Raw genomic sequence first — 26,054 nt, 5'->3', positions numbered from 1 at the left:
ACAAACACGGGAAAAGTGCTTTGACTAAGCAATAATTGTGAAGTTTTTTTACAAATATGTCATATTTTCTTGACTTATAGCATTTAGTCCTGAGTTTTAAAGCCAAATTTTGCCGAAAAATTACGGACTTTGAATTATTGTTAACTATCTCTGAATAATTACTGAATCAAGGCATATAATTCACCAACAGAGCCCTTAAGAAGTAGCTTGATTCCTGTTCTAGCCTGCTTTGAGGATTTGGAACCCCTTGTTCCTTGCTCAGGGACAGGAAAGCAACAAGGGTTTTTGGCTTTGTTTCCTGGGGATATATCCGTTAAAAGCGGACATCCTATGCTCTCTGGAAAGCAGTCATCTTAACTTAGCTTTCCTCCGATTAAAGTCAAATTTAATTGGGATATTTATCGTTCCTTGTCTAGAGAGGAGATTCCTCATGACAATCAGTCCACCGGAGCGAGAGGCAAAAGCCAGAGTTGTGGTTGATAAAGATCCGGTTCCTACTTCTTTTGAGAAGTGGGCAAAGCCAGGTCACTTTGACCGCACTCTTGCTAGGGGTCCAAAAACAACCACTTGGATTTGGAACCTTCATGCCCTCGCACATGATTTCGACAGTCATACGAGTGACTTAGAAGATGTCTCTCGTAAAATCTTCAGCGCACACTTTGGTCACCTAGCCGTTGTGTTTGTTTGGTTAAGCGGTATGTATTTTCATGGCGCTCGCTTCTCAAACTACGAAGCTTGGTTGACCGATCCGATCCACATTAAACCTAGCGCTCAAGTAGTTTGGCCAATCGTTGGTCAAGATATTTTGAATGCCGATGTGGGAGGTGGCTTCCACGGAATTCAAATCACCTCCGGTCTTTTCTACGTTTGGCGTGCTGCTGGTTTTACCAATACATACCAGCTTTATGTCACAGCCATCGGTGGCTTAGTAATGGCTGCACTGATGCTGTTTGCTGGTTGGTTCCACTATCACAAGCGCGCTCCTAAGCTGGAATGGTTCCAGAATGTGGAGTCGATGCTGAACCACCACTTAGCAGGCTTATTGGGTCTGGGCTGTCTATCTTGGGCTGGTCACCAAATTCACGTTGCCCTCCCAATTAACAAGCTGCTTGATGCTGGTGTAGCACCTGGAGACATTCCCTTACCTCACGAGTTCATTTTGAACCGTGATTTAATGGCTGAATTGTTCCCAAGCTTTAACCAAGGATTAACACCTTTCTGGACTTTGAACTGGGGTCAGTATGCTGACTTCTTAACCTTCAAAGGTGGCTTGAACCCAGTCAATGGTGGTTTGTGGCTGACAGATACAGCACACCACCACTTAGCTTTGGCAGTGCTGTTCCTGATTGCTGGTCATATGTACCGGACAAACTGGGGCATTGGTCATAGCATCAAAGAAATTCTAGAGAACCACAAAGGCCCCTTCACTGGTGATGGTCATAAAGGTCTCTACGAAAATATGACGACTTCTTGGCACGCTCAATTGGCAACTAACCTAGCCATGTTGGGTTCTGTCACGATTATCGTTGCTCACCATATGTACGCGATGCCTGCGTATCCGTACATCGGGATTGATTACGCTACACAGTTATCAATCTTTACCCACCATATGTGGATAGGAGCCTTCTGCATCGTTGGTGGTGCTGCTCACGCTTCTATTTTCATGGTGCGGGATTACGATCCAGCCGTTAACCAAAACAACGTATTGGATCGGGTAATTCGCCATCGTGATGCGATTATTTCTCACCTGAACTGGGTATGTATTTTCCTGGGCTTACACAGCTTCGGTCTATACGTTCACAACGACACCATGCGGGCTTTGGGTCGTCCTCAAGATATGTTCAGTGACACTGCAATTCAACTACAGCCCGTATTTGCTCAGTGGGTTCAAAACATCCACACTTTAGCTCCTGGTTCTACAGCACCTAATGCGCTAGAGCCTGTTAGCTATGCCTTCGGCGGCGGTATTGTCGCTGTGGCTGGCAAAGTGGCAATGATGCCGATCGCACTGGGTACGGCGGATTTCATGATCCACCATATTCATGCTTTCCAAATTCATGTCACAACGCTGATTCTGTTAAAAGGATTCCTGTTTGCTCGTAGCTCTCGTCTGATTCCAGATAAAGCTAATTTGGGCTTCCGGTTCCCTTGCGACGGCCCTGGTCGTGGCGGTACCTGCCAGGTTTCTGGTTGGGATCATGTCTACCTGGGCTTGTTCTGGATGTTCAATACCATTGCGATCGCTGTTTACCACTTCAGCTGGAAAATGCAGTCTGATGTTTGGGGTACAGTCAACGCTGATGGTACGGTAGACCATATAACTGGTGGCAACTTTGCCATGAGCGCGATTACCATTAATGGATGGTTGCGTGATTTCCAATGGGCGCAAGCTGCTCAAGTGATTCAGTCATACGGTACATCTCTCTCTGCCTATGGTCTATTGTTCCTAGGCGCTCACTTTGTTTGGGCATTCAGCTTAATGTTCTTGTTCAGTGGTCGTGGCTACTGGCAAGAGTTGATCGAGTCCATTGTTTGGGCTCACAATAAGTTGAAGGTTGCTCCAAGCATTCAGCCCCGCGCTCTGAGTATTATTCAGGGACGGGCAGTGGGAGTAGCTCACTACCTACTAGGTGCAATCGTCACTATCTGGGCGTTCTTTGAAGCGCGAATCATTTCACTAGGCTAGCCATTAGCTATCGGTGGTTAGCGGTCAGCTAAAAACTGATCTGCTCTCCACTGATAGCTGAAGGTTAAATGGAGGATTTAGTAAATAAATGGCAACTAAGTTTCCCAAGTTTAGCCAGGATCTCGCTCAAGATCCGACTACTCGTCGGATTTGGTACGGGATTGCCACGGCTCACGACTTTGAAAGCCACGATGGCATGACAGAGGAAAATCTTTACCAAAAGATTTTCGCTACACACTTCGGTCATCTGGGGATCATCTTTTTGTGGGCTTCGAGCCTCCTGTTCCACGTAGCCTGGCAAGGTAACTTTGAACAGTGGATCAAAGATCCACTCAACGTCCGTCCGATTGCTCATGCGATTTGGGACCCACACTTTGGTAAACCAGCAGTAGATGCTTTTACCCAAGCTGGTGCTTCTAATCCTGTAAATATTGCTTATTCTGGTGTCTACCACTGGTGGTACACCATTGGGATGCGGACTAACCACGACCTATATAGTGGTTCAGTTTTTCTGATGCTGCTGGCTGCGGTCTTCCTGTTTGCAGGTTGGTTGCACTTACAGCCTAAGTTCCGCCCCAGCTTGTCTTGGTTTAAGAGCGCTGAACCACGTCTGAATCACCACTTAGCTGGTTTGTTTGGTGTGAGTTCTTTGGCTTGGACTGGTCACTTAGTTCACGTTGCTATCCCCGAATCTCGCGGACAGCACGTAGGCTGGGATAACTTCTTGACCACCCTGCCACACCCTGCTGGCTTAGGTCCTTTCTTCTCTGGCAATTGGGGTGTATACGCTCAGAATCCTGACACTGCTGATCATGTGTTTGGGACTTCTCAAGGCGCTGGAACTGCAATTCTCACTTTCTTAGGTGGATTCCATCCTCAAACTCAGTCCTTGTGGCTGACTGATATGGCTCACCACCACTTGGCGATCGCAGTGATCTTCATCATTGCTGGTCATATGTACCGGACTAACTTCGGTATTGGTCACAGCATTAAGGAAATGCTGAACGCTAAGAACTTTTTTGGTGCTAAAACTGAAGGTCAGTTCAACCTACCTCACCAAGGTCTTTACGACACTTACAACAACTCCCTACACTTCCAATTGGGTATCCATTTGGCAGCGTTAGGTGTGGTTACTTCCTTGGTAGCACAGCATATGTATGCTATGCCTCCTTATGCCTTTATTGGACAGGATTTCACCACTCAAGCAGCACTCTATACTCATCACCAGTACATTGCTGGTTTCTTGATGTTAGGTGCGTTTGCTCACGGAGCGATCTTCTGGATTCGGGACTATGACCCTGAACAAAATAAGGGCAACGTTCTTGACCGCGTGTTACATCACAAAGAAGCGATCATTTCTCACTTAAGTTGGGTTTCCCTGTTCTTGGGTTTCCACACCTTGGGTCTGTATGTTCACAACGATGTTGTTGTTGCTTTCGGTACTCCTGAAAAGCAAATCTTGATTGAGCCAGTATTTGCTCAGTTCGTTCAAGCTTCTCATGGTAAGGTTCTCTACGGTTTAGATACTTTGCTGTCTAACGCTGATAGTGTAGCTTCCACAGCAGGTGCTGCTTGGTTGCCTGGTTGGCTTGATGCCATCAACAGTGGCACTAACTCCCTGTTCTTAACAATTGGCCCTGGCGATTTCTTGGTTCACCATGCGATCGCACTTGGTCTGCACACCACCACCTTGATTCTTGTTAAGGGTGCGTTGGATGCTCGTGGCTCCAAGTTGATGCCCGATAAAAAAGACTTCGGCTACGCATTCCCTTGCGACGGCCCTGGTCGTGGCGGTACTTGCGACATCTCCGCCTGGGATTCCTTCTACTTAGCCACTTTCTGGATGCTTAACACCCTGGGTTGGGTAACCTTCTACTGGCACTGGAAGCATCTGGGTATTTGGCAAGGCAACGTAGCTCAGTTTAATGAGTCTTCTACATACCTCATGGGCTGGCTGCGCGATTACCTCTGGCTGTACTCTGCTCAATTGATCAACGGCTACAACCCTTACGGGATGAATAACTTAGCTGTCTGGGGCTGGATGTTCCTATTTGGACACCTAGTTTGGGCAACTGGTTTCATGTTCTTGATCTCTTGGCGCGGTTACTGGCAAGAGTTGATCGAAACTCTTGTCTGGGCGCACGAGCGTACTCCTTTAGCTAACCTAGTTCGCTGGAAGGACAAGCCTGTTGCTATGTCCATCGTTCAAGGTCGTTTGGTTGGTCTAGCTCACTTCACAGTTGGCTACATCCTCACCTACGCGGCATTCTTGATTGCCTCTACTGCTGGTAAGTTTGGTTGATCCGAATTTAGCTAGTTGTAGATAAATAATTAAAATCCCCTGCTGATCAGCAGGGGATTTTTTAGTGTTATAAAAAATTAGACAAACTCATTTTCAGTTATTACTAACTTATTTGTAGAAATTCCTGACACCAATCACTAATAGCTGTCAAAAGGAATTAAAGGTGTGATGGAGTGAAATAATGAGCGATCCCTATCTGCTGGCTGCTACATTACTAGCAAACCGCCAAATGTTAACCTCGCCTGACAAAAAACCTTTGTTGGCGCAATTAGATCAGCAGTCAGTAATGTTAGGTAGCAGCACAGATCAAAAATTGGGTGCTAATGAAACTATTGTTCCTAGTAAGGAAGTAACCACTCCTGAATTTAGTAAACAGCGAGTTAAATCTAAATCTCATAGCTTACGAACAAAAACATCTAAAGTTCTAGCACTAACTACAGGCACAGATAAACAACTAATACCGCATATACCATCTGAATTAAAGCAAAAGTCTGTGCTATTACCAATATCTGGGACTCAGTTATATTTTCAAAGATTAGCTGCTCTTAAAACAGGCAAAATTTATACTCGCGTTCTTGAGGATCAGTTCTCCTCATCCAACCTCAAAACAACTCGTAAACCCACTTATCAAGAGTGGAAAAAATTGCTAGCCGTAGAAGCTAGAGCGATCGCATTAGGTCAAGGCGCAAATCATCTTAGTATTTTAGTAGGTGACTCCCTTAGTTTATGCTTTCCTGTAGAGCGGTTGTCGGGTAATCGTTTTTGGCTCAACCAAGGAATTTCGGGAGATACTTCTGGCGGGATATTGAGGCGACTATCTGCATTTGCCCAAACTCGACCTGATGTGATTTATCTTATGGCTGGAATCAACGATTTACGCAAAGGTGCTAAAGATAAAACTATTCTGGATAATTACCGCCAAATTCTACGTTATTTACGACGTAACCACCCACAAAGCTTTGTGATTGTACAATCAATTCTTCCTACACGCTTCAATCCAGGTTTCAACGATAGAATTCGTAAACTAAATGAACAACTTTTGAGCATGGCTCATCAAGAAGGAGCTAACTATTTAAACTTACAAGTAGTGTTTACTGATGATCAAGGTAATTTACGGAGGGATTTAACCACAGATGGGCTACATTTAAGCCAGCGTGGTTATGAACTTTGGCACTCAGGTTTAAAGCAGGCAGAAAACTGGATAGCGTTGAATAATCAATGAACAATTAATAATTATCAATTAACAATTACCCTACAGCTTTGGCGTTTGGGCTTGAAGAACTGGTGCTAAACAAAATATAGGGTTAGCGTAACCTGCACGTAAGCGCATAGCCTTCTTTTTGGCTATCCTATAGGCTGGCTAGAGAATAAGGCTAATGTACAACTCAGATTTAGTTTGACACTCCCACGCCTAAAGGCAGTGGGATTCTTTAAGAGTCCAAAGTCTGAACCTTAAGGGCGTAGTCAAAGCGCCTCTACAAACTCCACCAAGATCAAATCCTAGTGTTGTCGCTACTTTTCTAAGTATGTTGGCTGAACCATTTGCATCTGCATTGATGTAATGATTACTTGCAGTCCGGTACAAGCCTCGTTTAACCCGCTTCCCTGTTTCTTTCCACCCTTTGGGTTTCTCACCGAATTTAGGCAGTTGATCACTATCTAGGAAACTAGCTTTAGATGTATAGGATTCTTCCGTCTCAACAAACTTAATTCCATATTGTTCGCAAAGCTGTTTAATCCGTTCCTTTAATCTACCAGTAGGGATTTGAACAAACTTTTGGTTAGTTTTACTCCCCAAATTCGCAGAATCTTTTTGCCCTTTATTCCAACCAAACACCACAGTCCCTATTTGATTTTCTAAACAGTGAGTAATTATCAACTTAGCTGCTTTGTTAATAGCGTCTCTAACTTGTCTGTTTCTTTTTTCTGTAACACGAGCTAACTGTTTAGACCAAAAGGCTTCGGGTTGATTTTCTTTTAATATCGACACCCGTTTGTTGTACCATTGGTTTAAAGATTTTAGGTGTTTCCCATCAACAATAAAGCTAGTTCCGGTATTGGAAACACAAGTCAGCCAATTGTCAATTCCGTGGTCAATTCCCAGAGATGAAGAATTATCTACTTCAGCCTTTACGGTTTCTGCCTTGTAAACAAGCTCTAGGTAAAACTCTCCGTTTCTTGGCAATATCCGGTATTCCCTAATGTTTTTGTAATCCAGATTAGAAGGCATAGGCAGATAGAAAGCGCCTATTCCAAACCATGCTTTTACTTTAGTTCCTAAGGGGAATCTTAAACCTTCAGCCTTGAACTTAACTGCTTGAGACGGGTAAGCGACTACTGCTAGTCCTCCCTTCTTTTTGTAATTAGGCATTTTGGGTTTTTGAATTACCGCACCATTGTTTATGCCTTTAAGCAATCCGATGAAGGATGAAAAAGATTCAGCTACGGATATGATAGTCTGTTGCGCTGCTTGCGAGTGCATAGCCCCATAGTGAGAATTTTGTTTTAACTCATTAATTAAGGCAAATTTGTTAACTATCTTTCCTGTCTTGAAATAAACCTGTCTAGCATAGTAAATAGCACAATTATTGAGTTTGTTAGACTCACCGCACAGATACTCTAGAACAGCATTAACTTCCTTGCTTGGATTGATCCTGACTTGCTGACAACCGAACATTTTGCTCTTTACTCTTTTGTCTATGATAACATAGTTCTAGACATAGGGGTAACTGTGAAGCAAAAATACTGGACTAAGAATACTTCAATTTCTTTGATTAATTACCACTTCGTCTGGATAGTTAGACGGCGTAGGAAAGTGTTGATAGGCGCTATAGACGAAAGACTGAAGGAATTAATTACTCAGTCTGTTATTGAAATAGACTGTGAGGTTATAGCGGTAGAAACGCACTTAGATCACGTTCATCTGTTTATACAAGCAAATACCTTATTGGCTCCTTACCAGATTATGCACAAGGTAAAAGGGTTTACTGCATTTACCTTAAGAAAAGAATTTCCAGAGTTGATGAGGTTGCCTAGTATGTGGACTAGAAGTTATTTTTGCGGTACGGCGGGTGCTGTTTCTGGAGATACTATTAAAAGATATGTGGAAAATCAAAAGACAAAATAGCTTGGTTGGCTCCGTCCCTACGCCAACCCACCTTATATCCCACGGCTAAAGCCAGTGGGTTTTACGGTGCTTTCTATAAATAATTGCTCATCATGCGTGCATTCAGCCCTATTAAGCTATCAGGCATGATTGATTTAGATAACTTGCCTAGAAACGAGCTTCTCAAAATGAGCCTGTGTTTCCTGTAGTAGCTCTTGACGGCTATCTATGGCTGTAGTCAAAGTAGGAACTAAGTTACGAGCTTGTAGAGTCATGTGTAGCTGTAGGTGAGCAACATACTCACTGATATCTTCACGGCAAGAAGCAGTAGGGGATTGATTTGAGTTCAAGTTTAGTGTGTTCTCCATCCCTGTCTCTAAGCTGTTTGTTAACATTACAGAAATTATCACCCGATTAAGGACTTTCTTTGAACTTCGCAATGAAGTTTAATGTTTTGCTAGTCTGATTGTTGAGAAATGTAAACAAAACTCGCAAACATTCAAACTTTTTGCATCGGCATTAATTGCCATCTTAGCTAGATTCAAGCATAAGTGCAGCATTCGCCAAGATATTTAATATAAAGTATGCTACCCAATATTTGCCATTAATGCACAAGCTTACGGTGATAAAAAGGACAATATACCTCACTCCTTACTTTCAAACATGAAACCAAATTTAGAATTTGGCAGAATTTTAAACTCTGAGGAACTTCAAGAACTTGGGGCTATTCTCTCTCAATGCTTTAATATGCCTGCAAGTGTTTGCCAGAAATACTCCCAACGCCTTGGTCAAGATAGTTTTAGATATGTGCGTCAAGGTAATCAAATTGTTGCTGGACTGGGTATTTACCAAATGGGGCAGTGGTTTGGCGGTAAGCAGTTGGCAATGGCAGGTTTAGCAGCAGTTGGTGTCGCGCCAGAATATCGAGGGACAGGTATAGTTTTTGAACTGTTAACCCAGACTCTCCGAGAACTCTATAACCAAGGTGTACCAATTTCTGTGCTTTATCCGGCTACTCAGCGCCCTTATCGGAAGGTCGGATATGAACAAGGAGGAACCTTTTGTAACTTTAAGCTGCCAACGAATAGTATCAAGTTGGCTATCAGCGAAGAAGCTGTAAAAGAAATTCGCAGTTTACCTATGCAGCGAGTGAGCCTAATTCGTCCTGAAGCTTTTTATGATATTTATCGTCAACAGGCTATTAAAAATAACGGCAATTTAGAACGTAATCAAGCAATTTGGGAAAGAGTAATTGAGCCAGAACCAAATCGAGAGATTTATGCCTACCTAGTTGGCAATGAAGCTCAACCAGAAGGCTATATTATTTTTAAGCAACAAAATGAAAATCAACTATCTCAGGTAGTAATTTCAGATTGGGTTGCTTTGACACCCGCAGCAGCAAAACGTTTATGGGTTTTTCTGGGCGATCACCGTTCGATCGCTCAAGAAGTATTGTGGCATGGTTCGTTAAATGATCCCTTTGTATCGTTGCTGGCGGAACAAACATATAAAATTGTGAGTGGCGATCGCTGGCTGTTACGAGTTATTAACGTTCCGAAAGCCTTAGCGCAGCGTGGTTATCCGGTTGGCGTGGAAGCTGAGTTGCATCTGGAAGTAAATGATGAATTGCTACCTGAGAATCATGGCAAATTTGTCTTGAGGGTATCTAATGGACAAGGTGAGGTAACTCAAGGGGGTAGCGGGGAATTAAAACTCAATGTGCGCGGGTTGGCATCACTTTATACAGGTTTGTTTACTCCCGATCAGTTGCTTGTAACTGGTCAAATCGAAGGTAGCGATCGCGCTTTAGCAACTGCCTCTTTGTTGTTTGCTGGTTCTCATCCTTGGATGCGCGATTTTTTCTAGTTTTTGGGTGGGAAGCATGGTTTGATTTTTTAAACGCAAAGGACGCAGAGGTAAACGCAAAGGGCGCAAAGGGTAATAACTATTTTTTTGCTGGGTGATTATTCATTGGTTACTGATAATTGTTCATTGTTAATTGTTAATTGATCGGATGTTGCAGGCGAAACAGGTATTAAAAGAACGCTATCAACTTCAACAGCAGTTAGGAAGAACTGCGCCAGGTCGTCCAACTTGGTTAGCTACAGATTTACAAACCAATGAACAAGTAATAGTAAAACTCTTAGCTTTTAGCCCTCAAATGCAGTGGGAGGAGATGAAGCTATTTGAACGGGAAGCTAAAGTTTTAGCAAGTTTCAATCATGCCCAAATTCCTCGTTATCGAGATTATTTTTCCTTGGAGCATAAAATAGATGAAGGATTACTTTGGTTTGTAATAGTGCAAGATTATATTCCAGGTATCACCCTACAAGAATTATTAGCTGAAGGGAAACGCTTCACAGAAACCCAGGTTAGAAAAATTGCCGCTCAACTTTTAAATATTCTGATTTATCTGCACGAACTTAACCCGCCAGTACTACATCGGGATATTAAGCCGAGTAATTTAATCTGGGGAGAAGATGAACAAGTTTATTTGGTAGATTTTGGCTCAGTACAGGATAAAGAAGCGTTTACAGGTGTTACTTTTACGGTAGTTGGTACGAGTGGTTATGCACCTTTAGAACAATTTTGGGGGAGAGCAGTTCCAGCCTCAGATTTATATGCTTTAGGTACAACATTAATTCACTTAATTACTGGTATTGCTCCTGTTGATTTACCACAAAAAGACTCACGAATTCAATTTGCTAATCAAGTAAGTGTTAGTTCTAGCTTAATTAGTTGGATTAAAAAGCTAATAGAGCCAGCTATAGAAAAACGCTTTAGTACTGCGCGTCAAGCATTAGAATTGTTAAATTCTGGTTTATTGATCAAGTCTAGTAATATTAATATTAGAAATAAAATTACTCAACCTGTTGCTACTCGAATAAGGGTAAATAAGTCTTCAGAACGATTAGAAATTTATCTTCCTGCTGGAGGCAGGAGAAAACTAGGCATATTTGGTTCTGGCGGGATATTTGCTAGTTTATATTTTGCGAAATGGTTAATTTCGTTACCTTTATTAGTAATTTGGGTTCTACCTTTAGGATTACTTTTTTCAGCAGGGATAAGTGTTGCATTATTAATGTTTTTTTGTGAACGCCGAAGTATTTATTTTGAGGGCGATCGCTTTTATTTAGAACGTCAACTATTTAGATCAATTTATGGTAAGCAAGTAGGAGATATTGAGGAAATTTTAGGCGTTTTTTTGCAAAAGCAAGGTTTAGTTTATCAAGTTAGTATCCGCGCAGGTGAACAAGTTTATAATCTTGGTGGCGCTTTGAGTGAAGCTGAGAGTATTTGGCTGGCTCAAGAAATACAAGATTGGATAAACTAACAATCTAGTATTTAAGGATGAGCAAATAAATTTTTACTTTTTAGGAATTGTCGGATCATCTTCTCATTATCTGCTATTCCCTTTATAGCAAAATTTTAAATAACAAATTACTCAATACTACTAGGTTTGAGTTTTTTATCAAGTTTAAGTTTGGCTAAACGCTTTTCATATTTATGGTCAATAGCTAGAGTAAAATTAGCTAATTCTTGTGCTTGTTGTTCGGTAATTTTAGCCAGTTCTAGCAGTTCTTTCATCTTGGCTAATTCGCTTTCATCCATAAATGGCTGTGTCACGGTTAGTTCTCCACAAGAGTTCTAAGTTGATTCGCCTTCATTTTAACTTCTAATATCGAGCTTAATCTTTAGCTATAAGATACTATGAAGTAGTTACTAGAAGACAGAGTAGCGACTGAGGAGTTAGCTGATGCAGACAATCCTGTTAAGCCATGAAGATGTTGCAAAACGTGCAAAACAAATCTACGAGAGTCGTATCCGGCAACAGCTAGAAGTTGAAGATAACATCGGCAAGATGGTCATCATTGATATTCAAACAGGTGACTATGAAGTTGACAAAATAGGTTTGCAAGCAGCGCGAAATTTGAGTGCAAAGAACCCAAATGCTCGGCTCTTTGGTATCCGCATTGGTTACAATGTGGCAGCTTCATTTGGTGGGGTCATGGAGCGCGTTCAAAAGTGATTTCTGGTATCGTCAGCAATAGATATGCAACTGTCAACATAGTATTTCGTTTTCCACATCGCCCAGACCTGTCAATTGAGTTCGTTATAGACACAGGATTTACCGATTACCTCTGCTTACCACCAGAAGCAGTCACTTTATTAGGTTTACCCTTCAAATATGCGATGCCCGTAAACTTGGCTGATAACAGCGAAGTTACATTACCAGTCCATGAAGCAATAATTCTCTGGAACGGGGAAGAGCGAGAAGTTCGTGTACTGGCAACAGGACGGCGACCTTTGCTTGGAACTGCTTTGCTAGAGGAGCATGAACTTGTAGTGCAGTTTACAGAGGGAGGGTTGGTGACAATTGAAGAGTTATAGTTGCTATCCCCTATTCACGCAGATGCAGCCAAATTGCAAATTGAACATAATTTTCGATGCTTTACTCCCACACTATAGTGTCAGTTAAGAGTGCGAAAAATAAAAAAGTTAATTGCGATGCACGTTATAGAGATAAAAACAGCAATTACGCAACTTTCACCACAAAAACTTGCATAATTTATAGAATGGCTCGATGAGTTTCAAGAATCTCTGTGGGATAGACAAATTGAAGAAGATCTGAAAGCTGGTAAATTAAACAACTTAATTCAACAAGTAGAAACAGCATATAGAGAAGGTAAATGTAAGCAGATTTGAATCATTTCACAACGAAACATGAATCAATACAGTATGGTTATTCAATGGTCTAATGAAGATCAACTTTTTCTAGTGACGATTCCAGAGTTTGCCGATCACGTTGTTATGCCTTGCACTCATGGTAAAACCCGCTCTGAAGCAATTCGTAATGGCGAAGAAGTAATTGAAATGTACTTAGAAGCTTGGCAAGCCGAAGGTGAATCTATCCCTGAACCTACCACCCTACAAATTGCCTAAATTTAGCTTGGAAATTTAATAAATTACAGGTGTGCGATCGCACTTCCAAAAACTCAACTCGAAATATAAACTCTAGAAATGGGTATTAAAGCTTTTTGTATTATACTTGTGTTACAAACATACTTAGACTAGATTGGAGCTACAGAGAGAATGAATGCGAATCAAGACCCAGCAATGGAATACGAACAATTTTTAAGATGGGCTTTTGGTCTTACGCAAGGTGGCATTCACCTTGACATTAAGAAATATGTAGAAGATGTAATCAACTCCTCATCACTAGAGGAAGTTTCAAACCTCATCTCTAGTTTTAACACTTCTTTTGTTGAGAGGTACTACGAAAGACGTAATGGTAAGGCAACTTTTCGTAACCCGAATAATTAGTTTGGGTTAGAAATATGTTCAAGTTGCTTTTATAGAGATAAAAAATTTCACAACAAAGAAGCCAGAATTAAAATCCTGGCTTCTCATAGCTGCTACCCTCACTCGTTCTCGCTCGAATTATCCTCTTTTCCCACTATTTCCTGCTCTCCATTAGAAACATCAGCAGCCTTTTTCTTACGTCCAGAACGACCTGATGCTGATTTCCCACTAGGTTTATTACTACCAATCCCTTCACGTAATCCCACAGCAATTTTACTATGCTGCTCAATTTGCCCCATTACCTGCCTAGCGCGTAAAATTACCGATGCTGGTAAACCTGCTAAACGTCCAGCTTCAATACCATAAGATTTATCCGCGCCTCCTGGTTGTACTTGGTGTAAAAAGATAATTTGGTCGGGTAACTCTTTGACTGTTACTTGATAATTTGCTACATTCGGCAAAATAGATGCTAATTCGTTCAATTCGTGGTAATGCGTAGCAAAAATAGTTCTTGCCCTAATATCACTAGCTAAATATTCCGCTACCGCCCAAGCAATAGAAAGACCATCAAATGTAGCAGTACCACGCCCAATTTCATCTAATAAAACTAGAGATTTAGGCGTAGCATGGTTGAGAATATTAGCAGTTTCATTCATTTCTACCATAAAGGTAGATTGACCTGTGGCTAAATCATCAACAGCACCAACACGGGTAAAAATGCGATCGCACACTCCCAACCTTGCTGACTGCGCTGGTACAAAACTCCCCGTTTGTGCCATTAATTGAATTAATCCTACCTGCCGTAAATAACAACTTTTACCACTCGCATTGGGGCCAGTAAGAATAATTAAATCAGGACTTTCTGACAACTCCGAACTTCCTAAATTAGTCGAATTCGGCACAAAAAATCCTGCTGGCAGAGATTGTTCTACTACTGGATGACGACCTTCAATAATATTAATTTCTCGCCCTTGTTCCATTTGCGGACAACAATAACCCTGATGTACCGCTACTTCTGCTAAACCACATAAAACATCGACAGCAGCAACAGCGCGTGAAACATGACGAATTTGCTCTGCTTGTTCACTAACTTCTGCCCGTAAAGCACAAAATATTTCATATTCCAGCTTATTTAAATCTTCCCGCGCTGTTAAAATTCGCGCTTCTCTTTCCTTCAAATCTGGAGTGATGTAACGCTCCTCATTAGTTAAAGTTTGTTTGCGAATATAATTGTCGGGAACCTGATCCGCTTTTGATCTAGAAATACTAATGTAATAACCAAAAGTTTTATTAAAACCTACCTTTAGTGTAGAAATACCAGTCCGGTTTCTTTCTGTAACTTCTAAATTAGCAATCCATTGCCGATCGCCTTCAGCAGCACCTCGCATCTCATCTAATAACTCGTTTACACCAGGACGAATTAAATTTCCTTCCATTAAATGTTGAGAAGGCGAATCTACTATATGATTACGAATTTGTTGCCCCAATTCCTGCAACATTGGAGGCACTTTTTGCACAGCTTTCAAAAAGGGAGATTCACCAGTAGATGCTAATATAGCTAATTCTGGTAATCTTAATAATGAATCTGCCAAAGCGATTAAATCTCTAGCATTAGCTCTACCGGAACCAGAGCGACCAGTTAATCTTTCTAAATCATAAATTTGGCGCAATAACTGTTGTAAATCTTGGCGTAAAGCCGTATTTTCAACTAATTCTTGAATCGTATTTTGCCGTGCTTCAATGCCTTTTATATCTACTAATGGTTGTAACAACCATCGGCGCAAAGCACGTCCACCCATTGCCGTACTGGTTCTATCTAGCGCCCATAATAGTGATCCATGTAATGTACCATCCCGAACAGTTTGAGTAATTTCCAAATTGCGACGGGTTTGGTTATCAATAATTAGATAATCGGCAAGGGTATAAGTCCGTAGGGTTTGTAAAGGTACTTGATTACCTTTTTGGGTGTCTTCTAAGTATTCCAGCAACCCACCCGCAGCACGCACACCAAGGGGGAGATGTTCACAACCCATCCCTTCAAGCGATCGCACTTTTAACTTTTCCAGTAATCTTTGTTTAGCTTCGGATAAAGAAAAAGGATATTGCGATCGCAGTGCATAACAGAATGATGGTGGTAAACACTCTGGCAAATAATCTGACTTTTGCCCTGGTCGTAGAAAACCACCTAAATCTGGCGCATTTACAGGTACTAGCACCTCAGCAGGTTGCAAACGCATTAATTCCTGCGTGAGGTGTTCTAAATTATTTGATTGAGTAGTTAAAAATTCCCCTGTAGAAATATCTGCGTAAGCTAAACCCCAATGTTCCCCAGCAATTACCACTGCTGCTAAAAAGTTATTACGACGCGCATTTAACATCCCTTCTTCTAGTAACGTCCCAGGAGTTAACACCCGCGTTACTTCTCGGCGCACCTGACGACCTTGCGCCGCCGCCTCTGCTGCATCTTCTACTTGGTCGCAAATGGCGATCGCAAACCCTTTTTCCACCAACAGCGTACAATATCTATCCAAAGCATGATGAGGAATACCCGACATCGGCACTCGACCAATATCTTTACCCGACTCCTTAGAAGTTAAAACCAGTTCCAGCGACTCTGCGAGCGATCGCGCATCCTGAAAAAACGTCTCATAAAAATCCCCTACACGATATAACAGCAACGCATGGGGATACTGTTCCTTAACTTCCACAAAATGCTGCATCATCGGAGTCAGCTTTTGCCTTTCCACTGTCCGATAATCAGCATTATTAGCAGAAACGCGCGTCATCGCCTCAAGATGCTGACCCGCTCTACTATTTTGGGTTTCTGGATAGGTGAATGCTTCGATGTCTGCGCTCATGGATAGCTTGTTTGTCAAATTCCCTAACTTCTAATGACTCTAGCGCAAGCCGTTGATCCAATGGGTTAAAAATTTGTTGCGAGAACCGCTTACTTCTTTAAAGCCAGACTTTTTTAATTAAATATATAGAGCATTGTCTATATATTTAATTAAAATCATCAATAAGGTACTTTATTTGCGAAACAGATACTTACCCCTCTCTCCTCCCTTTTAAAGCTATGAATCATTTCTTTAAAAACCGCAACGCTGTTATCGCTACTCAACATCACAAAGAAAAAGTTATTGCCCCGATGCTAGAAAAAGAGTTAGGCATAAAAGCAACTGTGCCGCCAGATTTTGATACTGATATTTTTGGTACTTTTACCAGAGATATAGAACGGATGGGCAACCAATTAGAAGCCGCCAGATTTAAAGCTTTAAAAGCATTAGAAATCACAGGCGAAACAATTGTTGTAGCTACTGAAGGAAGCTTTAGCCCTCATCCAGAAATTCCGTTTATACCTTGTCATAAAGAAATTGTAATTTTTATAGACATAGAAAACAACTTAGAAATAATCGGACAAATATTTTCTACAGAAACAAATTACGCTCACAAAATTGTGAAGAGTGTTGATGAAGCTTGGCAATTTGCCCATCAAGTTGGATTTCCAGAACATGGATTAATAGTGATGACTCCTGAATCAGACAGGGAATCAAAACATATCTTTAAAGGCATTACTAGCGAATCAGAACTACAATCCGCACTCACATATATTATAGAGCGATCGCCAACCCATACAGCCCACATAGAAACAGATATGCGAGCTATGTATAATCCTACAAGAATGAAAAATATTGAAAAAGCCACCCACGATTTAATCAATAATATCCAGCATATTTGCCCTAGTTGTTCTACACCAGGCTTTCAATTATCTGAACATAAAAAAGGGCTGTTGTGTGCTAACTGTTATCTGCCAACTTCTGCAATCAAATCATTAATTTATAAATGCCGTAAATGTGGCTTTACTGAAGAAAAATTATTTCCCGATAATTTACAATACGCCGATCCTGCTCAATGCCTATATTGCAACCCTTAAATTTAATTGCTAAGAATTAGTGAATAGTGACTGGAAAAATAAGCCTCAGATACCTATTAAAATCTTGCTAACTCCCAACTTCTGAATTATTTCTTAATAAAATCTAACAAAATTTGTTGATGAGGACGACCTAAAGGTTGTTCTTTACCAGCTTTTTGAGAAAAACAACTACCGCGTCTAATATCTTCAAGAGTTAATAAACCCATATCCCAGCCTTCTTGTAAAACTAACTCCTGAAGATCCACAATTAGCGGTGCATGATAAACATGACGAATTACCTGGGAATCTTCATATTCACCAAACTTAGTTATTGTAGGTGGAATATAACTAATTTCCTCAAAAAGTTCCCTTTCCATAGCTTCTTCGGGGCTTTCGCCTGGTTCAACATGACCGCCAAAAAAGCCCCAATGACCAGGATAAGCAATCCCAGGAATATCGTCACGTAATTGCATCAGAAATTTACCATCAGAATGCAGGATAGCGATGCTAACAGCCCGCTTGATTTCAGCTTCTACAGCTTGATTATTCATCGTTCTAATGACAACGGCAGTAACCTATTTTTTACTGGTCTGTGTTCTAACTGTTGTCGCTCTTCCACGTATACCTCTCCTACCGCCTTTCCACCTGCTGCAAGAATTAAAGGCATACTTTGATATTGCACCTTGCCCTGAATGATTAATTCATCCCCCTTTTGGAGTAAAGGTTGTTTAGTCAAAATCCAGATACTGCCAGTAGTGTCTTGTAATTCATAAGCGCCACCACCTACAAAACTAGCTTGATTACCAACCTTGCCTTTGAGATACACTGTAGAATTGACCTGCTTTTGATTTTTGATTTCACTAATTTTTCTGACAGGAAGATTTTTGGCAGCAGAAATACTGAATAAGGATTCAGCAACTTTGTTACAGCTAAACAGTCCGCCAAATAATAAAAAGTAAAAAGGTAAAAGGAAAAAATTTAAATTGGTATGATTGCCTTTTGCCTTTTGAGTGTTCATTGCCTTAATTATTAATTATTAATTATCAATTATCAATTATCAATGACCACTGACTAGCCTTCATGTTAAGTTTATTTCCACCCTGTTACTTACACACAATGGATTCTACAATCACCCCCATATTAGATGGCAAAAATCTGGCTCAACGCATTCAAACTGAACTGCAACAGCAAGTTGAGCAATTGCAAGGAAAATTTGGTCGTCCTCCAGGGTTAGCAGTGCTGATGGTGGGCGATAACCCAGCTAGTGCTGCTTATGTAGGGAACAAAGAAAAAGCCTGCACGAAGGTTGGTATTGCGTCTTTTGGTAAGCATTTCCCTACTGATACTACTCAATCAGAACTAGAGCAAGTAATTGAACAACTTAATCAAGATGAGCAAGTTGATGGAATTTTAGTGCAGCTACCACTACCTGAACATTTGGATGCTGTCACACTACTGCATAAGATTGCTCCAGATAAAGACGCTGATGGACTACACCCAGTTAATCTAGGTCATTTGGTGAGAGGTGAAGAAGGTTTACGCAGTTGCACACCTGCGGGTGTAATGCGGCTGTTAGAGGAATACAAAATTGATTTAAAAGGCAAACACGCGGTAGTTGTAGGGCGCAGTATTTTGGTAGGTAAGCCTTTGGCTTTGATGTTATTAGCCGCAGATGCTACTGTAACGATCGCACATTCCCGTAGTCAAGACTTATCCGCCATTACCCGTAGTGCAGATATCTTAATTGCCGCCGTAGGTCGCCCAGAAATGATTACTGCTGATATGGTAAAACCTGGGGCTGTAGTTGTCGATGTTGGAATTAATCGCGTAACTGATAAAACTGGCAAATCTCGCTTAGTCGGAGACGTTCACTTTGACTCAGTAAAGGACGTAGCTGAGTTTATCACACCTGTTCCTGGTGGCGTTGGACCAATGACAGTCGCCATCCTGCTACAAAATACTGTACAAAGCTATATCCGAACAATGAACAGTTAATCTTTATTTACTAACTGGTAACTGCTAACTGTTTCAACCGTCCCCAAAGCCCCGTAAAATAGTTGAGGCTTTCAGCATTGCTTTATCTGCACAGTAGCGGGAATGACAACCATACAGGATCAAACCACCATCATCACCAATCAAGCTAATCTAGCCGCTTTTGATCTATCAAGCTATTTAGCTCAGATACAGCCACAAGTAGAGGCTGCACTAGATAATTCTCTGCCAGTTGTCTACCCAGAGAAAATTTACGAAGCCATGCGCTACTCCCTCCTAGCAGGTGGGAAGCGTTTACGCCCTATTCTGTGCCTTGCTACTTGTGAAATGCTTGGCGGTACAACCGCAATGGCAATGCCGACTGCCTGCGCGTTGGAAATGGTTCACACCATGTCATTGATTCACGATGACTTGCCAGCAATGGACAATGACGATTATCGCCGAGGCAAGCTTACAAATCATAAAGTCTATGGTGAAGATATCGCGATTCTCGCTGGTGACGGCTTATTAGCATACTCTTTTGAATATATTGCTAAGGCAACTCAGGGCGTACCAGCAGAGCAAGTATTACAGGTAATTGCACAGTTATCTCATGCTGTGGGCGCAACTGGATTAGTGGGGGGTCAAGTTGTTGACCTAGAATGCGAGGGTAAATCAGATACTTCTGTGGAAACCCTAACTTATATTCACACTCATAAAACCGGGGCGTTGTTAGAATCTTGTGTGGTGTGTGGTGCAATTTTAGCCTCTGCATCTGCCGAAGTTTTACAAAAGCTATCCCGTTATGCTCAAAATATTGGGTTGGCGTTTCAGATAGTCGATGATATTTTGGACATTACAGCTACTCAGGAAGAATTAGGAAAAACTGCTGGAAAGGATTTGCAAGCGCAAAAAGCAACATATCCTAGTATCTGGGGACTAGATCAATCTCGCCGTCAAGCTCAAAAACTGGTTGACGAAGCGAAGGCTGAACTGGCATCCTTTGGAGAGAAGGGTAGACCGCTAATGGCGATCGCAGACTTCATAACTAGCCGCACGCACTAGGTGATTATTTGTGGTAATAGGCACCGCGAACCAAATACAATATTTTGGCGACATTCTCGACAACCAAGTGTTGTTGGTAGCACTGCTTGCTTGTTTGATCGCTCAGTTATTAAAGCTACTGTTTGAACTGGTTATACATCGAAAAGTCAACATCCGTGTCTTAGTAACCACTGGCGGTATGCCTAGCGCCCATTCCGCCCTAGTAACAGCTTTGGCTACTGGGGTAGGGCAGGCAATTGGTTGGTCGAGTCCCGACTTTGCGATCGCAGCAATTTTTGCTGTTATTGTCATGTATGACGCGGCTGGGGTACGTCAAGCCGCAGGCAAGCAGGCGCGTATCCTCAACCAAATTCTGGATGAGTTATTTCAAGAACACCCCAAATTTAATGAGGATCGCTTAAAGGAATTGCTAGGACATACCCCTGTTCAAGTAATTGTCGGATCTGCTTTAGGTGTTGTTATTGCTTTATTCGCTAACGCAGCATATTGATCGGTCATTGGTCATTGTTAATTGATTTTAAGGGTTGGTAAATTGTGGTCTGAGTAAAGTAACTTTGCGACTATCAACCAGCATGGCCAACAAACCGCGATCGCTTAACCTTTGCCAAGTAGAATTTGCTTCACGTTGGTTAGTAGTATGAACAGCTAGTAAATAAGAACGTTGCCCATAAGAAGCTAAACCAATATTCCCTCCCATAAACTCCCGTACCTGGTTAACTAATTGTGGTTGGTTAGAGTAATCTACTAAAACTGCAAAACCATAACCTAACAACTCAGGTGAAAAATTTCCGGGATTTGGAGCTACTGTTCGCTGTGGCTGTCTTGGTGGATTAATTGGTATTAAAGGTTGTGTGGTGATATTACCTCGTGCTGGTATGCCGACAAATACTGGCGGTAGTGTCGTCACTGGTCTTGGTACTTGCGTTTGTATCCGTGCTACAAAAGCTGGTAAACCGACGATATCTTGCATATAACGCACCAAATTGTTAGCTTCGGTAACGCTTTTTAAATTACCAACCCGCGTGACAATATCATCTACATATCGACACACTTTAGTTTGGCTGTTGCGAGGCAAAGCTAGGCGAACTTGTTCTTGGCGCTGCTTTGTCGGACTGACTACTAATACTAAATACTCGCCTGAGCGCGGAGCTTGACAGGCTGACGGGGCTGATTGACTTAATGCTGGAATAGCTCCCAACGTTAACCAGGTAGTAGTTAACATAAAACCCAGCTTGCTCAATTGTTGTCGTTGACCAAGCTGAGAAACATTCATACCGTTTTGAGACATAAGCGGTGTATTGCAGCCGATAGTAGGCATATAAAAATCAGGATACTGGTATCAGGGAAGCCTTTGGGTCAGAAATTGCCTCACAAGGAGCTTGAAATTCACCAGTTGCCACAAATTCTAACCGCAACTTTAGCCAAGTGATAAATTGAGGATTTGTGGAGATGATGGCGGCGGCTGGTTGCGGACATTTTGCTTTGACTGCTGCCATTGCTGGTGCTTCTATAAATGCAGGCTGTTTGACTAACCAAAAATCAATTTCTTTTTCCTGTTCATGATAGTTGCGAATGCGCTCTTTTAGCACTTCATCTATGCCTTCTTCTTCTATTAAAAAGCGTTGACTTGCGAGAACGTAGTAGTAAGTTTGCATCTTTTCTTAATTCAAAACTCAAGATTTACAACTGTCCGCGCATAGCTTGTTTCATTTCACGGACGGCTCGTTCTAGACCCACTAAAGCTGCTCTACTGATAATGGTATGACCAATATTGAGTTCTTCCATACCAGGGACGCAAGCAACAGGGTAAACGTTCCAGTAGGTTAGTCCATGACCAGCATTAACTCTTAAACCAGCAGCTAGAGCCATTTCACACCCTTTAGCTAACACGGCTAATTCTTTTGCTCGAGTAGCCTCATTAGTTGCTTCAGCATATCTACCTGTGTGCAGTTCAATAAACTGCGCTTTGATAATAGCAGATGCCCGAATTTGATCTACATCAGGGTCAATAAATAAGCTAACTGGAATACCAGCAGTTTGTAACTTATTTACCACCTGCTGCATCCGGTCAATTTGACCTGCAATATCAAGTCCGCCTTCGGTTGTGACTTCTTCACGACGTTCGGGAACAAGGGTAACATAGTCTGGTTTAATGTCTAGTGCGATCGCTACCATTTCATCAGTCGCAGCCATTTCTAAATTAAGATGCGATCGCACAGTTTGCCGTAACAAACGCACGTCTCGATCTTGAATATGGCGGCGATCTTCCCGCAAATGTACAGTAATACCATCAGCACCCGCAAGTTCTGCTAATACTGCTGCTGCTACAGGATCGGGTTCCACAGTCCGTCTAGCTTGACGAATCGTGGCAATGTGATCGATATTAACGCCAAGCGTAGGCAATCTTTTATTTCCCCCTATGCCTATTGTCCGTCCTATATCTTAGCCGAATAATGTCATTTTTGGGGTTTCAGTATTAAAATTAACCGCAGATTAAATACCAAATTTATCGACTTATGGAAAAGGTCTACTGTTAACGGACAAGCGAGATTCACTAACCTTCTGAAAATTTTATTTTTACATCCCAAAGGTTAACCTACTTAAAAAGTGGAATTTTGTTTTTACTCAGTTATGCTTATTTATTTAAAAGGTAAAAATTTTTATTAAAGGTATAGACTTTGCTATGTTTGAAGTGATACAATGATTTTGATAAGGAAGAACTACCTTCTGATAAATCAAATAAACAATATCTCCATTATAAATATAATAGCAAAAAAAATCGGTTCTTTCGGAATTAGTGTGAAAATATTCATATAAGAACCTTTTTACTTTCTCTGCTTCTCTGCCTCCCCTGCCCCACTCTAAAATGGCACTGCTAAGGTTGGCATTTCTTAAATTGGCTCCTCTTAAATTAGCATTCTTGAGAAATGTTAATTCCGTAAATTTGATCACTACTGCTGAATTTTTCTAATCAAATCTACTGCTTTTTGGTATTCCGAAGTTTCTCCTTGTTTAGAAAATAGTCTAGCTGCTGTTCGTACATCATCCAGCGCGGCTTCGCGACTCCCCAATTCGTAGCGGAGTAATCCTCTATTACCATAAGCTCGAGCAAAGCGAGAATCTACCCGAATTGCTTGAGTATAATCGTCGATCGCAGCTTGCTTATTTCCTTGCCGATAGCTGACAAGTCCTCTGTTGTAGTAGGCGCTGGCGTTGTTTGGGGATAGTTGGATTGCTCGATTATAATCTGCGATCGCTCCTTTAAGATCTCCTAAAAAGCGACGGGCAATACCTCTATTTTCGTAACCAGCTACTAGCTGAGGATCAAGTTTTAATACTGTGTTAAAATCCGCGATCGCACTTTTATAATCACCAGAATCTGTGCGACTGATTCCCCTATTTAAGTAAGCAGTTATATACTTGGGTTGCAGACTTATTGTTTGGGTGTAATCTTTAATCGCTGCGGCTCGATCGCCTAAAGCATCATAGGCAATAGCACGGTTGAAGTAAGCAGCAGCATCTTTAGCATCAAGATTGACGGCTGCGGTGTAATCTGCCATTGCTTCGGTATACTTACCTTGTGCGGCGTAGGCAATACCTCGATTAATATAAGGAGAGATATAACTAGGATCAATCCGAATCGAGTTTGTGTAATCTGCGATCGCGCCTGTGAAATCTCCTAATTGACGACGCGCCAAACCACGATTGTAATAAGCTTCTGCTAAAGTTGAGTCTAAACGAATCGCTGCGGTTAAATCTGCGATCGCACCGTTGTAGTCTGCATTGCTATACTTAGAAACCCCACGATTGAATAAATCTGTTTTAGTTACTTGAGCAACCTGAAATGGTTGCATCTGTGCAGATACAGATGGAATTAAAACCCCCAAACTAGAGATAGTTAACCATAAGCTAGTAGGTAAAATCACTCCTAGCTTTTGATAAAAATTAGTCTGAGCTTTAATGCCAGAATGATCTTTTTTCATACGTCTGAATCCTGAACAAAGCTATAAATTGTTTGAGTTTTTAAGTTATTACAAATAGACGAAGGAAGTTTGGTCACGGGGAAGGTTTCACGATCTATTTGCACTTGCAAGCCTGTAAGAGGATCGTAACCCGTAGAAACTAAAAATTCTAGGCGTTTAATGTGATCCCAACTTACTAAAGAGTCTAGAATTTGAGCGATCGCTTCTAAATAAGGATGATGCGCCTGCTCAAACCATCCTGATGCTGCTAGATTAGATTGATCAAAGCCTAGATGGAATGTTAAAGAAGGTTTACCAAATAAAGCGATCGCCACAGGACGCGCTTCTTCCTGCAACAGTAGATGATGGATATTTCCTAAATGGCGTACTTTCTCCAAGCGTTCATAGCGTTGTGTTACTGAAGGTTCATCATTCCATTCAATAGCTACACTAACTAAATAGGTCTGCAATAGCATATGACCCAACTTTTCTGCCTTGGTAGCTAAATAAATAGAGTTGTAATCAGTAGCTTCAATTAACAATGGTAGCCTATCGGCAACTTCCAAACCATAACCCTTCAAGCCAGCAATTTTGCGCGGATTATTTGTAATTAGCTTAATTTTAGTCACGCCTAAATCATTGAGAATTTGCGCCCCAACTCCATAATTACGCAGGTCAGCAGGGAAACCTAGACGCTCATTTGCCTCGACCGTATCTAGTCCCATATCCTGCAAAGAATAAGCCTTCAACTTGTTAATTAAGCCAATTCCTCTACCTTCTTGGCGCAAGTAAACTACAACACCTTCACCCGCGTTTTCAATCATTTTTAGTGCCGCTTGCAACTGCATCCTACAGTCACAGCGTAAAGAACCTAAAGCATCGCCAGTCAAGCATTCTGAGTGCATCCGCACCATCACAGTTTTGTCGGTAAATTCAGCCGGATCACCCTTAACAATCGCAACGTGTTCAGAATTATCCATGCTGTTGCGGTAAGCATAGATTTGGAATTGACCAAACTGGGTAGGCAATTCGGCTATAGTTTCACGATAGACAAACCGTTCATGCTTGAGGCGGTAACTAATTAAATCAGCAATACTGATAATTCTTAAATTGTGAGCTTGGGCATAGTCGATTAACTGTGGCAATCGAGCCATTGAGCCATCGGAATTTTGAATTTCACAGATTACCCCAGCCGGATACAGCCCTGATAATATTGCCAAATCTACTGCTGCTTCCGTATGCCCTGCACGTTTTAATACACCGCCTTCTCTGGCGCGGATTGGGAAGATATGACCAGGACGACGTAAATCTTGGGGGTGAGTCGCTGGATTGATAGATACTTGGATAGTACGGGCGCGGTCTTCTGCTGAAATGCCAGTAGTAATTCCCAGGTTAGGCGAGGCATCAATACTAACGGTGAATGCCGTTTGGTTGCTATCAGTATTATTGCTCACCATTAATGGCAGGTCGAGTTCATCTAAGCGATCGCCTGTCATTGCCAAACAAATTAGCCCACGCGCATATACAGCCATGAAATTAATCAAGTCAGGCGTGGCAAATTGTGCGGCACAAATCAAGTCACCTTCATTTTCGCGGTTCTCATCATCGACCACGACCACCATCCGACCTGCTTTGAAGTCTGCTAGAGCCGCGTCAATCGAGTCAAATTTAAAAGTTGATGTTAGGACGTTCGTAGGCTTTACCACAGATAAGTTCTAAATTGCTATTTAAGTTGCTTTAAGCTT

General features: G+C 41.7%; 26 protein-coding genes. 14 read left to right on the top strand and 12 right to left on the bottom strand.

Going from position 1 to position 26,054, the window contains the following annotated elements:
- Positions 1-430 precede the first annotated feature (430 nt).
- From psaA to CRI9333_RS10115, 3 genes are all read left to right on the top strand, one after another.
- Complete coding sequence (gene psaA / locus CRI9333_RS10125) at positions 431-2,686, top strand: photosystem I core protein PsaA (protein ID WP_015203075.1); 2,256 nt, start codon at positions 431-433, stop codon at positions 2,684-2,686.
- 88 nt (positions 2,687-2,774) lie between these two features.
- On the top strand, positions 2,775-4,988 hold the full coding sequence (psaB, locus tag CRI9333_RS10120; protein ID WP_015203074.1) for a photosystem I core protein PsaB: 2,214 nt from the start codon (positions 2,775-2,777) through the stop codon (positions 4,986-4,988).
- A 181-nt stretch (positions 4,989-5,169) separates the two neighbouring features.
- Entirely contained in the window at positions 5,170-6,210 is a 1,041-nt protein-coding gene (locus CRI9333_RS10115) for a GDSL-type esterase/lipase family protein (protein ID WP_015203073.1), read from the top strand.
- Between the two features lie 189 nt (positions 6,211-6,399).
- Here CRI9333_RS10115 and CRI9333_RS10110 read toward each other — a convergent pair whose 3' ends face one another.
- On the bottom strand, positions 6,400-7,665 hold the full coding sequence (locus CRI9333_RS10110; protein WP_015203072.1) for an RNA-guided endonuclease InsQ/TnpB family protein: 1,266 nt from the start codon (positions 7,663-7,665) through the stop codon (positions 6,400-6,402).
- Positions 7,666-7,719: 54 nt separating this feature from the next.
- Here CRI9333_RS10110 and tnpA point away from each other — a divergent pair, with 54 nt between their 5' ends.
- Positions 7,720-8,115: an IS200/IS605 family transposase gene (gene tnpA, locus CRI9333_RS10105; RefSeq protein ID WP_015203071.1), complete on the top strand. Its 396-nt coding sequence runs from the start codon at positions 7,720-7,722 to the stop codon at positions 8,113-8,115.
- Between the two features lie 134 nt (positions 8,116-8,249).
- On the opposite strand, the gene CRI9333_RS10100 is transcribed toward tnpA, so the two are convergent.
- Positions 8,250-8,462, bottom strand: coding sequence for a hypothetical protein (locus CRI9333_RS10100; protein WP_041226010.1), 213 nt, complete (start codon positions 8,460-8,462; stop codon positions 8,250-8,252).
- Positions 8,463-8,757: 295 nt separating this feature from the next.
- Here CRI9333_RS10100 and CRI9333_RS10095 point away from each other — a divergent pair, with 295 nt between their 5' ends.
- Positions 8,758-9,960, top strand: a complete 1,203-nt coding sequence (locus tag CRI9333_RS10095) for a GNAT family N-acetyltransferase (RefSeq protein ID WP_015203069.1) — start codon at positions 8,758-8,760, stop codon at positions 9,958-9,960.
- Positions 9,961-10,108: 148 nt separating this feature from the next.
- Positions 10,109-11,428 (top strand): serine/threonine protein kinase, encoded by a 1,320-nt coding sequence (locus tag CRI9333_RS10090; RefSeq protein WP_015203068.1) that lies wholly within the window; start codon positions 10,109-10,111, stop codon positions 11,426-11,428.
- A gap of 107 nt (positions 11,429-11,535) precedes the next feature.
- Here the strand turns inward: CRI9333_RS10090 and CRI9333_RS26710 are convergent, their stop codons facing one another.
- Positions 11,536-11,721 carry a hypothetical protein gene (locus tag CRI9333_RS26710; protein ID WP_157462309.1) on the bottom strand — a complete coding sequence of 62 codons (186 nt, stop codon included), beginning with the start codon at positions 11,719-11,721 and terminating at the stop codon, positions 11,536-11,538.
- A 130-nt stretch (positions 11,722-11,851) separates the two neighbouring features.
- Here CRI9333_RS26710 and CRI9333_RS10085 point away from each other — a divergent pair, with 130 nt between their 5' ends.
- From CRI9333_RS10085 to CRI9333_RS10070, 4 genes are all read left to right on the top strand, one after another.
- Complete coding sequence (locus CRI9333_RS10085; RefSeq protein WP_015203066.1) at positions 11,852-12,124, top strand: hypothetical protein; 273 nt, start codon at positions 11,852-11,854, stop codon at positions 12,122-12,124.
- Positions 12,121-12,486, top strand: coding sequence for a clan AA aspartic protease (locus CRI9333_RS10080; protein WP_015203065.1), 366 nt, complete (start codon positions 12,121-12,123; stop codon positions 12,484-12,486). Before CRI9333_RS10085 ends, CRI9333_RS10080 begins: the two co-directional genes overlap by 4 nt.
- Before the next feature lie 333 nt (positions 12,487-12,819).
- The gene (locus CRI9333_RS10075) at positions 12,820-13,038 is read left to right on the top strand and encodes a type II toxin-antitoxin system HicB family antitoxin (protein WP_015203064.1); all 219 of its coding nucleotides are present in this window, start codon (positions 12,820-12,822) and stop codon (positions 13,036-13,038) included.
- Between the two features lie 150 nt (positions 13,039-13,188).
- Positions 13,189-13,419, top strand: a complete 231-nt coding sequence (locus tag CRI9333_RS10070) for a hypothetical protein (RefSeq protein ID WP_015203063.1) — start codon at positions 13,189-13,191, stop codon at positions 13,417-13,419.
- A gap of 98 nt (positions 13,420-13,517) precedes the next feature.
- On the opposite strand, the gene mutS is transcribed toward CRI9333_RS10070, so the two are convergent.
- A complete protein-coding gene (gene mutS, locus CRI9333_RS10065) occupies positions 13,518-16,184 on the bottom strand; it encodes a DNA mismatch repair protein MutS (RefSeq protein WP_157462425.1) in 2,667 nt (888 codons plus the stop codon).
- Positions 16,185-16,474: 290 nt separating this feature from the next.
- Between mutS and CRI9333_RS10060 the strand changes: the two genes are divergently transcribed.
- Positions 16,475-17,332, top strand: a complete 858-nt coding sequence (locus CRI9333_RS10060) for a DUF6671 family protein (RefSeq protein ID WP_015203061.1) — start codon at positions 16,475-16,477, stop codon at positions 17,330-17,332.
- An 86-nt stretch (positions 17,333-17,418) separates the two neighbouring features.
- On the opposite strand, the gene CRI9333_RS10055 is transcribed toward CRI9333_RS10060, so the two are convergent.
- Together CRI9333_RS10055 and CRI9333_RS10050 are read right to left on the bottom strand one after the other, a co-directional pair.
- Positions 17,419-17,862: an NUDIX hydrolase gene (locus CRI9333_RS10055; RefSeq protein WP_015203060.1), complete on the bottom strand. Its 444-nt coding sequence runs from the start codon at positions 17,860-17,862 to the stop codon at positions 17,419-17,421.
- On the bottom strand, positions 17,859-18,329 hold the full coding sequence (locus CRI9333_RS10050) for a hypothetical protein (RefSeq protein ID WP_015203059.1): 471 nt from the start codon (positions 18,327-18,329) through the stop codon (positions 17,859-17,861). Before CRI9333_RS10050 ends, CRI9333_RS10055 begins: the two co-directional genes overlap by 4 nt.
- 98 nt (positions 18,330-18,427) lie before the next feature.
- Here CRI9333_RS10050 and folD point away from each other — a divergent pair, with 98 nt between their 5' ends.
- The 3 genes from folD (at position 18,428) to CRI9333_RS10035 (ending at position 20,837) form a co-directional block, all read left to right on the top strand.
- Positions 18,428-19,306 carry a bifunctional methylenetetrahydrofolate dehydrogenase/methenyltetrahydrofolate cyclohydrolase FolD gene (gene folD, locus CRI9333_RS10045; RefSeq protein WP_041226009.1) on the top strand — a complete coding sequence of 293 codons (879 nt, stop codon included), beginning with the start codon at positions 18,428-18,430 and terminating at the stop codon, positions 19,304-19,306.
- A gap of 102 nt (positions 19,307-19,408) precedes the next feature.
- Positions 19,409-20,347, top strand: coding sequence for a geranylgeranyl diphosphate synthase CrtE (gene crtE / locus CRI9333_RS10040; RefSeq protein ID WP_015203057.1), 939 nt, complete (start codon positions 19,409-19,411; stop codon positions 20,345-20,347).
- 34 nt (positions 20,348-20,381) lie between these two features.
- Positions 20,382-20,837: a divergent PAP2 family protein gene (locus CRI9333_RS10035; RefSeq protein WP_041226550.1), complete on the top strand. Its 456-nt coding sequence runs from the start codon at positions 20,382-20,384 to the stop codon at positions 20,835-20,837.
- A 27-nt stretch (positions 20,838-20,864) separates the two neighbouring features.
- On the opposite strand, the gene CRI9333_RS10030 is transcribed toward CRI9333_RS10035, so the two are convergent.
- The 6 genes from CRI9333_RS10030 to ribBA all read right to left on the bottom strand — a co-directional run bounded on the left by CRI9333_RS10030 (position 20,865) and on the right by ribBA (position 26,015).
- Positions 20,865-21,635, bottom strand: coding sequence for a hypothetical protein (locus CRI9333_RS10030; RefSeq protein WP_015203055.1), 771 nt, complete (start codon positions 21,633-21,635; stop codon positions 20,865-20,867).
- A 37-nt stretch (positions 21,636-21,672) separates the two neighbouring features.
- Positions 21,673-22,002, bottom strand: a complete 330-nt coding sequence (locus CRI9333_RS10025) for an MgPME-cyclase complex family protein (protein WP_015203054.1) — start codon at positions 22,000-22,002, stop codon at positions 21,673-21,675.
- A gap of 25 nt (positions 22,003-22,027) precedes the next feature.
- The gene (locus tag CRI9333_RS10020) at positions 22,028-22,750 is read right to left on the bottom strand and encodes a pyridoxine 5'-phosphate synthase (protein ID WP_015203053.1); all 723 of its coding nucleotides are present in this window, start codon (positions 22,748-22,750) and stop codon (positions 22,028-22,030) included.
- A 240-nt stretch (positions 22,751-22,990) separates the two neighbouring features.
- Positions 22,991-23,299: a pentapeptide repeat-containing protein gene (locus CRI9333_RS28545; RefSeq protein WP_015203052.1), complete on the bottom strand. Its 309-nt coding sequence runs from the start codon at positions 23,297-23,299 to the stop codon at positions 22,991-22,993.
- Positions 23,299-24,330, bottom strand: coding sequence for a tetratricopeptide repeat protein (locus CRI9333_RS10010; RefSeq protein WP_015203051.1), 1,032 nt, complete (start codon positions 24,328-24,330; stop codon positions 23,299-23,301). The genes CRI9333_RS28545 and CRI9333_RS10010 overlap by 1 nt, the downstream gene beginning before the upstream one ends.
- Positions 24,327-26,015: a bifunctional 3,4-dihydroxy-2-butanone-4-phosphate synthase/GTP cyclohydrolase II gene (ribBA, locus tag CRI9333_RS10005; protein WP_015203050.1), complete on the bottom strand. Its 1,689-nt coding sequence runs from the start codon at positions 26,013-26,015 to the stop codon at positions 24,327-24,329. The genes CRI9333_RS10010 and ribBA overlap by 4 nt, the downstream gene beginning before the upstream one ends.
- Positions 26,016-26,054: the final 39 nt, after the last annotated feature.

The sequence above is a fragment of the Crinalium epipsammum PCC 9333 genome (genome assembly GCF_000317495.1).
GTDB lineage: Bacteria > Cyanobacteriota > Cyanobacteriia > Cyanobacteriales > PCC-9333 > Crinalium > Crinalium epipsammum.
The sequence above is the reverse complement of the archived record's forward strand: the minus strand, read 5'-3'. Positions and strand labels throughout refer to the sequence as shown.

Excerpts from the sequence above, each read along its gene's own strand:
- psaA (WP_015203075.1), top strand. The coding sequence starts at position 431 with ATGACAATCAGTCCACCGGAGCGAGAGGCAAAAGCCAGAGTTGTGGTT.
- psaB (WP_015203074.1), top strand. The coding sequence starts at position 2,775 with ATGGCAACTAAGTTTCCCAAGTTTAGCCAGGATCTCGCTCAAGATCCG.
- CRI9333_RS10115 (WP_015203073.1), top strand. The coding sequence starts at position 5,170 with ATGAGCGATCCCTATCTGCTGGCTGCTACATTACTAGCAAACCGCCAA.
- CRI9333_RS10110 (WP_015203072.1), bottom strand. The coding sequence starts at position 7,665 with ATGTTCGGTTGTCAGCAAGTCAGGATCAATCCAAGCAAGGAAGTTAAT.
- CRI9333_RS10100 (WP_041226010.1), bottom strand. The coding sequence starts at position 8,462 with ATGGAGAACACACTAAACTTGAACTCAAATCAATCCCCTACTGCTTCT.
- CRI9333_RS10095 (WP_015203069.1), top strand. The coding sequence starts at position 8,758 with ATGAAACCAAATTTAGAATTTGGCAGAATTTTAAACTCTGAGGAACTT.
- CRI9333_RS10090 (WP_015203068.1), top strand. The coding sequence starts at position 10,109 with ATGTTGCAGGCGAAACAGGTATTAAAAGAACGCTATCAACTTCAACAG.
- CRI9333_RS10085 (WP_015203066.1), top strand. The coding sequence starts at position 11,852 with ATGCAGACAATCCTGTTAAGCCATGAAGATGTTGCAAAACGTGCAAAA.
- CRI9333_RS10075 (WP_015203064.1), top strand. The coding sequence starts at position 12,820 with ATGAATCAATACAGTATGGTTATTCAATGGTCTAATGAAGATCAACTT.
- CRI9333_RS10070 (WP_015203063.1), top strand. The coding sequence starts at position 13,189 with ATGAATGCGAATCAAGACCCAGCAATGGAATACGAACAATTTTTAAGA.
- mutS (WP_157462425.1), bottom strand. The coding sequence starts at position 16,184 with ATGACGCGCGTTTCTGCTAATAATGCTGATTATCGGACAGTGGAAAGG.
- CRI9333_RS10060 (WP_015203061.1), top strand. The coding sequence starts at position 16,475 with ATGAATCATTTCTTTAAAAACCGCAACGCTGTTATCGCTACTCAACAT.
- CRI9333_RS10055 (WP_015203060.1), bottom strand. The coding sequence starts at position 17,862 with ATGAATAATCAAGCTGTAGAAGCTGAAATCAAGCGGGCTGTTAGCATC.
- CRI9333_RS10050 (WP_015203059.1), bottom strand. The coding sequence starts at position 18,329 with ATGAACACTCAAAAGGCAAAAGGCAATCATACCAATTTAAATTTTTTC.
- folD (WP_041226009.1), top strand. The coding sequence starts at position 18,428 with ATGGATTCTACAATCACCCCCATATTAGATGGCAAAAATCTGGCTCAA.
- crtE (WP_015203057.1), top strand. The coding sequence starts at position 19,409 with ATGACAACCATACAGGATCAAACCACCATCATCACCAATCAAGCTAAT.
- CRI9333_RS10030 (WP_015203055.1), bottom strand. The coding sequence starts at position 21,635 with ATGTCTCAAAACGGTATGAATGTTTCTCAGCTTGGTCAACGACAACAA.
- CRI9333_RS10025 (WP_015203054.1), bottom strand. The coding sequence starts at position 22,002 with ATGCAAACTTACTACTACGTTCTCGCAAGTCAACGCTTTTTAATAGAA.
- CRI9333_RS10010 (WP_015203051.1), bottom strand. The coding sequence starts at position 24,330 with ATGAAAAAAGATCATTCTGGCATTAAAGCTCAGACTAATTTTTATCAA.